We start from the raw sequence: 13,038 nt of genomic DNA, 5'->3' as shown, positions 1-13,038 counted from the left end.
TCAAGAATACCAAAATCACCATAAGGTATAATTTGGGCTTGTTTTGGCTTGATTTTAAATCATTTCAAGGTATTTTTAAACACAGTACCACTCTTCACAGAATAAACATTTCCCTTTGGCATTTTCTTCAGAATCCGATTGTTCACATCCGTGGTGGTAATGAAGAGCTGCACGTCTTCGATTTCTTGAAAAAGAAATGTCTGCCGTTCTTCATCCAGTTCCGACAATACATCGTCCAGGAGGAGCACCGGGTTTTCACCGATCACATCCCGAGCGATTCCGATTTCCGACAACTTCAGTGCCAAAGCGATGGTGCGATGCTGTCCCTGAGATCCGTACTTCTTCGCGTCCTTTCCATTAATCAGAAATTCCATATCGTCCCGCTGCGGTCCCAGACTGCTGTGCCCGCTATAAAGGTCTCGGTCTCTCGCCGCCACCAGCGCGTCGTATTGATTCTCTTCCGAAAGAGAACATAGATACCGGATTTCCAGATCTTCTCTTCCGCCGGAAATACTCTTCTGAATTTCCGCCGCTCTTTCCGAAAGTATGCGAATGAAATTTCTCCGGTACTTCACGATTTCCGTTCCGTATTTTGCCAGCTGCAGGTCGTAGATATCCAGCATGTTTTCGTCGATTTTCGAATTCTTCAGATTGTCCTTCAGCATGCTGTTCTTTTGGCGAAGGGCTTCGTTGTAAAGGCGAAGGCATTCGTAATAGCGGGGCCGAATTTGGGACAGCTCCTTATTGATGAAGTTTCTCCGCTTCTCCGGACTGTCTTTGATGATGCGAAGATCTTCCGGAGAAAAAACCATCACCACCAGATTGTTCAGCAGCTCTGCGGTTTTGCGGATGACTTTGCCGTCTTTTTTAATCATCTTTTTGCCGGTACGGTCCAGGATCACGGAAATGCTTTTATCCATATCCTCGCTCACCAGGTCCACCGTCACGCTGGCCCGCGGTCGATCCAGCATAACCATGTTGGCGGAATTCTGGGTGCGGAAAGATCGGGCGAAAGCACAGAGATAGATGCCTTCGATGAGATTGGTTTTTCCCTGCGCATTCTCCCCAATAAAAACATTTCTAGAGCTGTCAAAAGACAGCTCTAGATTTTCGTAATTTCTGAAGTTGTGGAGTTCTACTTTTTTGACTATCATAAATTCTCACTAGTTGATTCGAATCGGCAGTGCCAGGTACAAATAGCGCTCTCCCTGAAGAGGGCGGAAGATGCATGGGCTCACATTATCTCTCATGTAAAGAACCACTTCTTCATCATCGATGCTCCGGAGGATGTCGATCATGTAGCGGGAGTTGAATCCGATTTTCAAATCCTCTCCCTTCTGGATAATCTCAATCTTTTCGTTCATATTGCCCTGGTTATCCAACGCCGAGATTTCGAGGAGATCGTCCTGTATATCGAACTTAATCATATTGTTGTTTTCTTTTTGAGTCAGGATGGAGGCACGGTCAATGCTTCGAATCAGTTCATCTTTCTGAATTCGAACCTCGGTGGTGCTGTCTACCTTGATGATTCGCTTGTAATCGATGTATCTTCCGTTCATGGTATTCAGTGTTACCTTGGTTCCATCAAAGGAAAATACCGCTTTCTCGTCTACCAGCTCCATGCGGATGGTTTCATCTCCGTCATCGGAAATGATTTTTGACATTTTGTTAAGCTGTTTTGCGGGAATGACCACCTTAAACGCATCGATGGAATCCTCCAGCGGTTCGTTGTAGATTGCCATTCGGAAGGCATCCACCGCAACCATGCGGAAATTGCCGTCGCCGATTTCGCAGAGGACGCCGGTAAGAATTCCATTGATTTCATCTGCGCTGGCAGAGAAGGCGGTTTTCCGAATCAGCTTTCGAACGGATTCTTTATTCAATGTGATGCTCTTCTGCGGTTCCTTCATCTGAACTTTCGGAAACTCTGTGGAATCGAAGCAGATGACTTCCGACCGGTAACGTCCGCTCTGAATCGATAGAACTTTTTTTACGGAATCGTATTCCATCATCACATCTTCTGACGGAAGTTTGCCGATGATATTCGCAAAGAGTGCGGCCGGTGCCACAAAATTCGCAATGCCGTCGCATTTTGCGGATAATTTGGATTCCACCACCATGAAGGTGTCGGTACCGGTGATGATCAATTCATCTTCTTTTGTTTCAATCAGTACGCCTTCCAGAATTTTTGAAGTGGACCGGGACGGAACTGCCTGGATGGCGTTGTTCAGAGCACGGTAAAGTTCGGATTTATTGCAATAGATTTTCATAACGATTCCTTTCGCGAGAGCATTATTATTAATATAAATAAATATAGTTATAGTAGTAGGGGGTGTCGATACTGTGGAAAACTCCCCGAATTCATAATTCTATGTGAGTAACGGACTTTTTGGCTGAGGAAAAACCCGTACAAAAACTCTGTTATTCGAATGTGTATAACTTTTCCGCACCGCCCAAAAATGCGTTTATCGATGTTCTTTAATTTTTTTCTTCAGGGCATCGATATCCTTCCGGGTCTCCTCGTCGTTATCATACTGTGAGGTGATCTTGTTCACCGAATGAATGACGGTGGAATGGTGTTTTCCGCCGAAGAGTTCGCCGATTTCAGGCAGGGAAAGCTCGGTGTTCTCTCGGCAAAGGTACATAGCCACCTGCCGAGGGTAGGCAATTTCTTTATTTCTCTTGGTAGAATCCATATCGGAAACCTTGATTTTGTAGTATTTTGCCACGATGGACCGGATGCGTTCCGGGGCGATGCCGCCGTCGGAATCCTTGATGATGTTCCGAAGCGTTCTTTTTGCAAAAGCCACGTCGATGTGTTCGTCCAAGAGGTTAGAATAACCGGTGATGTTGTTGAAGGCGCCTTCCAGCTCTCGAATGTTGTCGGTGAATTTCTCCGCAATGAGGCAGCATACTTCGTACAGGTCGTCATCCCATTCCAGCTGCGCATTTTCAGCTTTTTTCTTCAGAATGGCCACTCGGGTTTCAAAGTCTGCCGGCGTGATATCCGCAATCAGGTTCCACGCAAATCGAGTACGTAGCCGCTCTTCCAGGTTTACCAGTTGGTTCGGCGGACGGTCGCTGGAGATGACAATCTGTTTTTCGTCCTCGTACAGCGCGTTGAACGTATGGAAGAATTCTTCCTGTGTCTTATCCTTGTTCTCCAGGAACTGGATGTCGTCGATGAGGAGAACGTCGGCTTTTCGATACTTATTTTTGAAAGCACGCATTTTATTCTCGGAAATTGCCTTAATCAATTCGTTGGTGAAGGTTTCCGAAGATACGTACACGACGCGAGATTCCGGATCATTTTTGATAATATGGATGCCGATGGCCTGCATCAGATGGGTTTTTCCCAGGCCGGATCCTCCGTATATAAAAAGAGGATTGTATGCTTCCGCCGGGGATTCCGCTACGGCCAGGGCAGCGGCGTGGGCATACTTATTATTATTGCCCACCACAAAATTATCGAAGTTCAGCCGCGGATTGAACAGCTTGTTGGTGTCTTCGAATTTTTGAATTCTTTTCCGGGCAGCCAAAGCCGGTCGGCTTTCTTCCTGATATTCCTCCTCCAACTTTACCAGTACGCGGTAGCTCTGGCCGGTGACGTTCTCAAAGCCCTGTTCAATCAGGTGCATATAACGCTTTTTGATCAGATTGACTGCGATATCGTTTTTTGTTGCAAGATAAATAATGTTCACATCTTCATCAATACGGTAGATGGAGAGGGATGTGAACCAGGTGTTGTAGCTGACCTCAGTGGTGTTTGCTTTTATAAATTGCAGGAATTGCTCCCATATCTTGTTAGTATCCAAAATGCTCTTTCTCCTTGTTGATAACATATTTTACATAAAATTTTCCACAATGACAAGTGGTCAGAAACGCTAAAAATCTAAATATTAGGAGGTACAAAAAGAATGTTATACACATGTTGTGGAAAAAATTATGCATAATTTTTTCGAAACACTAAATGTTGTGGTAATAAGCATTTTTGATACTTTTTTGAAAGAAAAAGATTTCATTTTTCGATATAATTCAGACTTTCATTGACTTTGAAGGCGGAAATCAGTATAATACTTTGATGTATGTACCCTTGGAATTTAGAAGGTACGGAATTTTATATCAACTTAGAGATATTGTGATATCGGAAGGAGAAAAGGAAGATGAAGAAAACATATCAGCCTAAGAAGAGACAGAGAATGAAGGAACACGGATTCAGAAAGAGAATGGCTACTGCTAACGGCAGAAAGATTCTGAAGAACAGAAGAGCAAGAGGCAGAAAGAAGCTGACTGCTTAATTCCCTTGAATGCTTGAAGCGGTTATTCGATAACAAAATGAAGTGCAGAAAAGAAATTCTTAGCAATCAAAGAAATTTCAACAATGTCTATCGAAAAGGTTCTTCCCGAGGAGGCCGATACGTAGTCGTTCTGTATAAGAAGAACCGACTGCCGGTTTCTCGAATTGCATTTGTTGCCAGCAAGAAGGTGGGCAACAGCGTATGCAGAAACAGAGCCAGAAGGTTGATGCGAGAATCCATCCGTACGATGGGACTGGAAATTCGGCCGGGATACGACATCATTTTCGTTGCACGAAATTCAATTAACGGAAAGAAGTGTCCGGAAGTACAGCGAACTTTAGTGAAGTCGCTGAAGTCTTGCGGATTAATTGAAGAGAAGTGATAAACGCGATGAAAGCAATCAGCAATTTTATCAAAAGAATTTTAATTTTAATGGTAAGAGGATATCAGCTGTTTATATCTCCGCTGTTCCCGCCGGCATGTCGGTTTACTCCTACCTGCAGTACTTATTTTATACAGGCGCTGGAGAAGTACGGTCCGATTAAAGGGAGCTGGCTGGGAATCAAGAGAATTCTGAGATGTCATCCGGGAAATCCCGGCGGATACGATCCTCTTCCATAGACAGGGAGAATTATATGGGAGTAATAGCGGTACCTCTTGGATACCTACTTACACTGATTTATAATTTCGTGGGAAATTATGGTATTTCACTGATTATTCTGACTGCAATCGTTAAGCTCGCGCTGTTCCCGCTGTATGTAAAGCAGATTAAATCCACTGCCAATATGCAGGAACTGCAGCCAAAGATGCAGGAGATTCAGAAGAAGTATGCACACGATCAGCAGAAGATGAACGAAGCGATGCAGGAGCTCTACGCCAAGGAGAAATTCAATCCGCTGGGTGGATGCCTGCCGATGCTCATTCAGTTTCCGATTATCATGGGTCTGTTTGCATTGCTGAGAAATCCAATGCAATACCTGAAGAGCGAAGATATGCTGTTCGCTGTACACGAATCTTTTCTTTGGATCAAGGATCTGGCTCAGCCGGACCTTTGGATTCTCCCAATTGCGGCAGCAGCAGCGACATATTTCTCGTTCACCATGACTCAGCAGCTTACCACTGCTGCAGGTGCTGAAAATGCACAGATGAAGTCCATGAACATGATGATGAAGTATGTATTTCCGCTCAGTATTCTGGTCATCGCCAGATCGTACCCGGCAGGTCTTGCAATCTACTGGGCCGGCGGTCAGACCATTCAGATTTTCCTGAACATTCGCATGAATAAGGTTCGGAAGGATTTGAAGGAGAAGGCGGATCGCGAAAAGCTTGTTGCCCGTGCGGAAAAAGAATTGAAAAGAAGACTGAATGCAACTTCTAAATTGAAAGGAAATCGTTAGAAAATGAGAGTTTCAGAAAAATGGGGAGGAGATGTTGACGCAGCGGTAGAGCTTGCGCTCAAGGAACTCAAACTCACCATCGATGAAGTCGATGTCGAAGTTCTGGAAGAATCCTCCAAAGGTTTCCTCGGCATAGGTTCCAAACTGGCAAAGGTCAGAGTTACAGCAAGGGAAGAGAAGTCGAATAAGAAGGAGAAGAGTTCCTTCGATGATATCGATAGAATCCTGGCTTCTTTACCTGAAAATCAGAAAGTAGAAGTTCCTGAGGAAATCAGAGAAGATTATGATAAGTTCGAGCAGGAAGAGATGGAAGATGCTCGAGCAAGTGCAAAAGCAAAGAAGAAAGACAGACATAGATCCAGAAACAACCGGGGTAATCGGAGAAAAGAGCATAAGGAACATCGTGCTGAAAGTTCCATGTTCGCCGATCTGAAGAACCTGGAGCCGGCAGAAGGTCATCCGGTGGAAACATTCCTTCGGGATGTAACCACAGAGATGGGCATCGATCTGGATTTCACCGTGAAAAGCGGAAATGGAATCGTCTATGTAAACATTACCGGTAAGGATACCGGAACCATCATTGGAAAAAGGGGTCAGACCCTGGATGCGATTCAGTATCTTGCCAGCATCGTTGCCAATAAGGAAAGCGATGAATACGTGAGAGTTATTCTGGACGCAGAGAATTACCGTTCCAAGCGGGAGCGTACACTGGTGAATCTGGCAAACAGACTTGCCGGCAAGGTGGAGCGTTCCGGAAGAAGCATTACGCTGGAACCGATGAATCCTTATGAGCGTAAAGTAATCCACTCCACATTGCAGGATCATCCGTATGTGACGACTCGCAGTGAAGGAAAGGAACCGTATCGCCGGGTTATCATCGAGAAAAAGTAAAATGAAGGAATCTCGGTCCATCTCCGGATGACCGGGATTTTTTTTAAAGGAGAGAAAATGGGAGACACAATTGCAGCAATCGCCACGCCGCAAGGTGAAGGCGGAATCGGCATCGTCCGAATCAGCGGAGATGATTCACTGAACATCATGAAAAAAATTCTCCGTCCCTGCCCGGCGGAGGTGAAGCCTCGCTATGCTTATTACGGGAATATCGTGAATCCGGAAAACGAGAATGTCATCGATGAAGCCATCTGCTTGTACATGAAGGCCCCGCATTCTTACACTTGTGAAGATGTGGTGGAAATTCAGGCACACGGCGGCATCGTTTCCATTCGGTTGATTTTGCGGACGGTGTTGGACTGCGGTGCTCGCATGGCGGAGCCGGGCGAATTCACGAAGCTTGCATTTCTCAACGGCCGGATGGATCTCGCCCAGGCGGAGGCGGTCATCGATGTGATAAAAGCAAAGAGCGAAATGCCGTTGCAGATTGCCGAGCGTCAGCTGAAGGGGCGCCTCGGTACGGAGATTTCCGAAATTCGGGAAAGTCTGCGGGATGTGCTGGCTCAGATGGCTGTGAATATTGATTTTCCGGATGAAGATATCGAGCAGGTGGAATCCCAGCGGTTCTGTGAAGATTTGAGCAAAGTGAAGGAAAAGGTGCAAAATCTTCTGGATACATGCGATAACGGTCGAATTGCGAAAGAAGGGATTCGCGTAGCCATTGTTGGAAAGCCGAACGTGGGGAAATCCTCCTTGATGAATGCGCTGCTGGGAGAAAACAGAGCCATTGTAACGAATATTCCCGGAACCACCCGGGATACCATTGAGGAAAGCGCCACCATTCACGGTCTTCCTTTGGTACTGACGGATACTGCGGGAATTCGAGAAACGGATGACGTGATAGAGCAGATGGGAATTCAGAAATCCCACGAAGAGATGGAAGCGGCGGATCTGGTGGTTCTGGTTTTGGACGGAAGCAAAGCGTTGTCTCCGGAGGATGTGAAAATTCTGAATCAAAATAAAGGGCAGCGAGTTCTTGTCGTTCTGAATAAGAACGATCTGGGTGAAGCGGTCTCTCAGGATGAAGTGAAGGATATTATTCCGGAAGCGGAAATTGTTCAGACGTCTCTTCTCCGTTTAAACGGTGCGGATGCGGTAACTCATCGAATTCAAGAGATGTTTCTGGAAGGCATTCAGAATATGCAGGAGAGAAACATCGTTACCAGCGAAAGACATCGGGATGCCTTGAACCGGGGAATGGAATCCATCGTGGATGGAATGAATCTCCTGGAAATGGGGGAATCTATTGAAATCTGTGAGCTTCAAGTTCATAATGCATATGAGGCACTGGGTGAAATTATCGGCGAAACGGCCGGTGATGAGATTTTGGACACGGTGTTCTCCAAATTCTGTCTGGGTAAGTAACAGGAGCGTTAAATGACATCAAAAGAGATTAATAAAGATACCATTCCGGTAATGGGAGAATATGATGTAATCGTGGTAGGTGCCGGACATGCCGGCTGCGAGGCGGGTCTGATTTCCGCGCGCATGGGAATGAACACCTTGCTGCTGTGCATCAACCTGGAATCCGTGGCCATGATGCCTTGCAATCCGTCCATCGGCGGAACGGGAAAGGGACACTTGGTGTGCGAAATCGATGCGTTGGGCGGTGAGATGGGATTGAACATCGACAAAACCTTCCTTCAGAGCAAGATGCTGAATACCTCCAAGGGTCCTGCGGTACACTCCCTTCGGGCACAGGCGGATAAAACAAAGTACCACCTGGAGATGAAGAAGACCATCGAAAAAGAACCGAACCTTCATCTGAAACAGGCGGAGGTCATCGACCTTGTCATCGAGGATGGAAATATTCAGGGTGTCATCACCCGCACCTTCACCCGTTACAATGCGAAAGCGGTGATTCTTTGCACCGGAACATTTCTGGGAGGTAAAATATTTATCGGTGATTCCGCATTCCGGAGCGGCCCGAACGGCTTGGCTGCTTCCACGGATTTGGCGGAAAAACTCTACGAATACGGATTTCCGATGCGGCGGTTCAAAACCGGCACGCCGGCCAGAATGCTGGGAAAGACCCTGCATTACGATCGCATGAAGGAGCAGTCGGGAGATGAAGAAATCGTGCCGTTTTCTTTTATGAATGAAGGTAAGGATATCGGAACGAATCAAATTTCTTGCTGGCTATCCTATACGAACGAGGAGACGCACCGGATAATTCTGGACAATCTGGACAAGTCGGCTATGTATTCCGGCAACATCGTGGGGGTGGGGCCGCGGTACTGCCCGTCCATTGAGGATAAAGTGTCTCGTTTCCGGGATCGGGAGCGGCATCAGCTTTTCGTGGAGCCGGAGGGTTTGGATACCGATGAGATGTACATTCAGGGAATGTCGTCCAGTTTGCCGGAGGATATTCAGCGGGAGTTCTACCATTCCATCCCGGGGCTGGAGGACGGCGAAATCGTTCGGCCGGCCTATGCCATCGAATACGACTGCATCGATCCTCAGAGTTTGAAGCCGTCTTTGGAGAGCAAGGTGGTGAAGAATTTGTTCTGTGCCGGACAGTTTAACGGCAGTTCCGGTTACGAGGAAGCGGCGGCCCAGGGGCTGATGGCCGGAATCAATGCGGTTCGGAAGCTTCAAGAGAAGGAACCGCTGGTGCTTGGCCGGGATCAGGCGTACATCGGCGTGCTGATTGATGATCTGGTGACCAAGGGAACCAATGAGCCGTACCGTATTATGACTTCCCGGGCGGAATACCGTCTGCTACTGCGTCAGGACAATGCGGACCGGCGTCTTACGGCGCTGGGTTATGAATACGGTTCCGTCAGCGAGGAGCGTTATCAGAAATTCTTGAAAAAAAAGGCGAACGTAGATGCGGAGCTTGCACGCATCGAGAAAAAAACAGTTTCGAATAAGATTCAGAATGAATTTCTTTCCAGGCACGGAAGTGCCGAATGCGACCGAGGGCTCTCCTTCGGTGAAATGATGCGCCGCCCGGAAATTCATTATGCGGATACGGCAGAGATTGATGACGAGACCAGACCGGAGCTGACTCGAAACGAGCGATATGAAGTAGAAGTAAGAATTAAGTACGATGGATATATTCAGAAGCAGATTGCTCAGGTAGAAAAGATGAAGAAGCTGGAAAGCAAACGGTTGGATGATTCCATCGATTACAACAGCATTGGCGGTTTGAGATTGGAAGCGCGCCAGAAGCTGACGGAGATTCGTCCGATTAATCTGGGGCAGGCCAGCCGAATTTCCGGCGTGTCTCCGGCGGACATCAATGTTCTTCTGGTATATCTGGAGAAAGAGAACAGAAAGAGGTCGACAAATGAGTAAAGCCTATGAGCGGCTGGAGCAGCAGGTAGGGGAAGAAAAAGCGGAATTGATGATTCACTATATGGATGAGATTTTGCGGATGAACGAGCATATCAACCTTACCGCCGTTCGGGATCCGGAAGAATTTATCGTAAAACATCTGCTGGATTCTCTGGGGTGTGTGGGTTCTCCGGAATGGGAAAAGGCCGGCACGATTGCAGACGTGGGGACCGGTGCCGGATTCCCCGGAGTTCCGTTGGCCGTCATGGCACCGGAGAAAAAGATTTACCTTATCGATTCCCTTCAGAAAAGACTGCGTGTAATTGATGACATTACCCGGTCTCTGGATATTCAGAATACCACGACATTCCATCTTCGTGCCGAAGAGGCGGGACAGAGCAAGGAGCACCGGGAGAGGTACGATCTATGCGTATCTCGAGCGGTTGCTTCCATGAATGTTCTGGTGGAATGGTGCCTGCCCCTTGTTAAAGTAGGGGGGACCTTTGTGGCGTACAAGGGAGAAAAGGCAGAAGAAGAAATAAAGGAGGCGGAAAAAGCAATCCGACTTCTGGGCGGAAAGATTGACCGAATCGAAACGGTGAATCTGGAAGATGAATCTGCGGAGAATCACGCGTTGGTGTATATAAAGAAAGTTAAAAAGACGCCGGCGAAGTTCCCGAGAAAATCCGGAACGGCTCGAAAAGAACCGCTGTAGCAAAGCTGTAGAAAAATGAGGGGTGTGTTTCATGTGAAACATGCTCCCTCTTTTTTTGCACTTTTGCTCGTGAATTGCCGACGTATTTGTTGTTGGATAGAAAAAAATAAAGGATTGATTATTATTAGATAAAAATTAACCCAAATAGGTTGACAAAGAGATGAAGGTGGTATACAATACAGTTAACCTAATTTGGTTGAGGAGGATGGACAATGAAAACAACACTTGGAGCTTTTTTGAGAAAATTGAGACTACAGCGTGGGGAGAAACTCAAAGAAATGGCCGAAAATTTAAATGTTTCCTCAGCATTTTTATCAGCTGTTGAAAATGGTAAGAAGAAAATGCCTGCCTCTTGGTACGAGAAATTAGCAAACTTATACAATCTTTCAGCTAAACAACAAGAGGAATTGGAAAATGCCGTTATTGAATCCGGAGAAACTGTTGAATTAAAAATTAAAGATATTCCTTCAGGTAACCGTGAACTCGCAGTATGCTTTGCCAGACATTTTGACAGTTTAGACGAAGAAGCCAGTAAAGAAATATTCGCTATTTTAAAGAGAAAAGAAGAGGAGAAATAGTTTGGCAGAATACATTGTTGAGCCCAAATCCAGACAAGATATCAGAGATTTAACTTTAATGTTAAGAAAGTTTTTGGGTCTAGAAAATGAAAAGTATTTTCCCATTACGGAACTATTGGATGTTCTTGCTGAAATATTTGATAACTTCAGTTATGAAATCGTAGAGAATAACGAGTTACCTTTTGGAACTCACGCTGACACCAATACTCTTACCGGTCATATCCGCATAAGGGAAAGCGTGTATGAAGGTGCTTGCAATGGAAATGGCAGAGATAGAATGACTATTGCACATGAAATTGGGCACTATTTTACCATTTGCTTTTGCGGATTTAAGTTAGAAAGAAATTTTACCAACAAAAAAATTAAAGCATATCGTGACCCGGAGTGGCAAGCGAAATGCTTTGCCGGAGAACTTTTGGTTCCAGCACATTTAATGAAAGGTTGTTCCGTAGGAGAAATTATTGAAGAATGTGGTGTCTCTTATGATGCTGCCAAAATTCAATATAAAAAGATTAATAGTGAAAGGAGTGATGCCTCTTGAATGTTCTTAATGTTAAAAAAATCAATATAACTTGTTAAGACAAGATATATTGATTTCATCTCCGAATATTGCTATTCGTATCAAAGCAGAAGTATTATAGCAATTTTCGGAGAGATATTCAATAGAAAACGGTAAATTAATATTCTAAACAAGGGGGTTCTATGCCGTTTTCTCACTAATCCCCGGAAAGTTTTATAATATGTCTAGAACTAACTATAGCAGAAAAGGCTGTAAGGATGTCTTTCGTTCATTTCTTGTAAGGAATGCGACTTATGATGGCTCTTTAGAAATGCCTTGTATCAAATCCGTTGATGTAATCCCACACAAGTTAACTGTGTTTTCAAAATCAATACGAAGCAAAGACTTCAATAGTTTCGTACATTTCTTCGAGGATGATGTACAATTTGAGAGAATCTGGAACGCACCAAACAGGTATCTTCCGATTTTAAAGAATTTTGATGGAGTCATTACTCCTGACTTCAGTCTATATCGTGATATGCCTCTTGTTATGCAAGAGTGGAACACTTACAGAAACCGAGCTATCGGATACTGGTTACAGGAGAACGGCATTACCGTTATTCCAAATATCAGATTTTCTGATGAACGTTCGTATGCGTTTTGCTGTGACGGTGTTGCCAAAAATGGAACCATTGCAGTTGGGTCGCATGGATGTGTCAAAGTCAACATTGAGCGAATATACTTTGAAAGAGGTTTAAGAGAAACTGTGAAAAAGTTGGAACCGAAGAGAATTTTAGTCTATGGAGTAGCTCCGGATTGTATATTCAAGGACTACATAAAAGCAGGTATTGAAATCATTCAGTATGACAGTGATTGCTCAAGCTCTCGAAAGGTGGTGAGGGCTTAATGGGTACAGGTTATCACGGCGAATTTGGCAATAGCCACGGTACAAAAGAGCAGGCAAAGATTCCAATAAAATCACTCGGAGATGTCCGTTATAGCAAAAAGAAAACCGAGGGATATTTACTTAATATAAATCATCCAAAAGGTGGATCAAAAGCAAAATTTATGAAAGATGTTTTAGGATATTCTTCAACTGATTCTAAGTTATTTCATAAAAATATCGTAAAATCAATTATAGGAAAAAAACCTGATAAAACTGAAGTAACCCCATTTGGAACAAAGCACACCTATAAAACAAAGTTAATCGGGATAGCAGGTGAATCGGTAAGTGCCAACGTAGTGGTTGTCATACAAAAAGATAATAACAGAAGTACTTACAAAATTGTCACGGTTTACCCGGATAAGAAAGGAAATTAAA

General features: G+C 45.0%; 15 protein-coding genes. 12 read left to right on the top strand and 3 right to left on the bottom strand.

Features of this window, described 5'->3' with window-relative positions:
• Positions 1-59: 59 nt before the first annotated feature.
• The 3 genes from recF to dnaA form a co-directional block, all read right to left on the bottom strand.
• Positions 60-1,154 carry a DNA replication/repair protein RecF gene (gene recF, locus PUE40_RS05820; RefSeq protein WP_154554398.1) on the bottom strand — a complete coding sequence of 365 codons (1,095 nt, stop codon included), beginning with the start codon at positions 1,152-1,154 and terminating at the stop codon, positions 60-62.
• A 9-nt stretch (positions 1,155-1,163) separates the two neighbouring features.
• On the bottom strand, positions 1,164-2,270 hold the full coding sequence (dnaN, locus tag PUE40_RS05815; RefSeq protein WP_277672175.1) for a DNA polymerase III subunit beta: 1,107 nt from the start codon (positions 2,268-2,270) through the stop codon (positions 1,164-1,166).
• Between the two features lie 195 nt (positions 2,271-2,465).
• Positions 2,466-3,815 carry a chromosomal replication initiator protein DnaA gene (dnaA, locus tag PUE40_RS05810; RefSeq protein WP_206157321.1) on the bottom strand — a complete coding sequence of 450 codons (1,350 nt, stop codon included), beginning with the start codon at positions 3,813-3,815 and terminating at the stop codon, positions 2,466-2,468.
• Positions 3,816-4,163: 348 nt separating this feature from the next.
• On the opposite strand from dnaA, the gene rpmH reads away from it, so the two are divergent.
• The 12 genes from rpmH to PUE40_RS05750 all read left to right on the top strand — a co-directional run bounded on the left by rpmH (position 4,164) and on the right by PUE40_RS05750 (position 13,037).
• A complete protein-coding gene (gene rpmH / locus PUE40_RS05805) occupies positions 4,164-4,298 on the top strand; it encodes a 50S ribosomal protein L34 (RefSeq protein ID WP_277672174.1) in 135 nt (44 codons plus the stop codon).
• Positions 4,299-4,335: 37 nt separating this feature from the next.
• Positions 4,336-4,680 (top strand): ribonuclease P protein component, encoded by a 345-nt coding sequence (rnpA, locus tag PUE40_RS05800; RefSeq protein ID WP_154554394.1) that lies wholly within the window; start codon positions 4,336-4,338, stop codon positions 4,678-4,680.
• An 8-nt stretch (positions 4,681-4,688) separates the two neighbouring features.
• Entirely contained in the window at positions 4,689-4,919 is a 231-nt protein-coding gene (gene yidD / locus PUE40_RS05795; protein WP_277672173.1) for a membrane protein insertion efficiency factor YidD, read from the top strand.
• A gap of 14 nt (positions 4,920-4,933) precedes the next feature.
• Positions 4,934-5,695, top strand: a complete 762-nt coding sequence (locus PUE40_RS05790; protein ID WP_154554392.1) for a YidC/Oxa1 family membrane protein insertase — start codon at positions 4,934-4,936, stop codon at positions 5,693-5,695.
• 3 nt (positions 5,696-5,698) lie between these two features.
• On the top strand, positions 5,699-6,586 hold the full coding sequence (gene jag, locus PUE40_RS05785; RefSeq protein WP_277672172.1) for an RNA-binding cell elongation regulator Jag/EloR: 888 nt from the start codon (positions 5,699-5,701) through the stop codon (positions 6,584-6,586).
• A 57-nt stretch (positions 6,587-6,643) separates the two neighbouring features.
• On the top strand, positions 6,644-8,011 hold the full coding sequence (mnmE, locus tag PUE40_RS05780; RefSeq protein WP_277672171.1) for a tRNA uridine-5-carboxymethylaminomethyl(34) synthesis GTPase MnmE: 1,368 nt from the start codon (positions 6,644-6,646) through the stop codon (positions 8,009-8,011).
• A 12-nt stretch (positions 8,012-8,023) separates the two neighbouring features.
• Positions 8,024-9,946, top strand: a complete 1,923-nt coding sequence (gene mnmG, locus PUE40_RS05775; RefSeq protein WP_277672170.1) for a tRNA uridine-5-carboxymethylaminomethyl(34) synthesis enzyme MnmG — start codon at positions 8,024-8,026, stop codon at positions 9,944-9,946.
• Entirely contained in the window at positions 9,939-10,640 is a 702-nt protein-coding gene (gene rsmG / locus PUE40_RS05770) for a 16S rRNA (guanine(527)-N(7))-methyltransferase RsmG (RefSeq protein ID WP_277672169.1), read from the top strand. Before mnmG ends, rsmG begins: the two co-directional genes overlap by 8 nt.
• 212 nt (positions 10,641-10,852) lie before the next feature.
• Positions 10,853-11,218, top strand: coding sequence for a helix-turn-helix domain-containing protein (locus PUE40_RS05765; RefSeq protein ID WP_154554388.1), 366 nt, complete (start codon positions 10,853-10,855; stop codon positions 11,216-11,218).
• A 1-nt stretch (position 11,219) separates the two neighbouring features.
• Positions 11,220-11,759 (top strand): ImmA/IrrE family metallo-endopeptidase, encoded by a 540-nt coding sequence (locus tag PUE40_RS05760; RefSeq protein WP_154554387.1) that lies wholly within the window; start codon positions 11,220-11,222, stop codon positions 11,757-11,759.
• A gap of 199 nt (positions 11,760-11,958) precedes the next feature.
• Positions 11,959-12,624 (top strand): DUF4417 domain-containing protein, encoded by a 666-nt coding sequence (locus tag PUE40_RS05755; protein ID WP_154554386.1) that lies wholly within the window; start codon positions 11,959-11,961, stop codon positions 12,622-12,624.
• Positions 12,624-13,037 (top strand): DUF6883 domain-containing protein, encoded by a 414-nt coding sequence (locus PUE40_RS05750; RefSeq protein WP_277672168.1) that lies wholly within the window; start codon positions 12,624-12,626, stop codon positions 13,035-13,037. The genes PUE40_RS05755 and PUE40_RS05750 overlap by 1 nt, the downstream gene beginning before the upstream one ends.
• The last annotated feature ends 1 nt before the right edge of the window (position 13,038 follow it).

The sequence above is a fragment of the Mogibacterium kristiansenii genome (assembly GCF_029224645.1).
GTDB lineage: Bacteria > Bacillota > Clostridia > Peptostreptococcales > Anaerovoracaceae > Mogibacterium_A > Mogibacterium_A kristiansenii.
The sequence above is the reverse complement of the archived record's forward strand: the minus strand, read 5'-3'. Positions and strand labels throughout refer to the sequence as shown.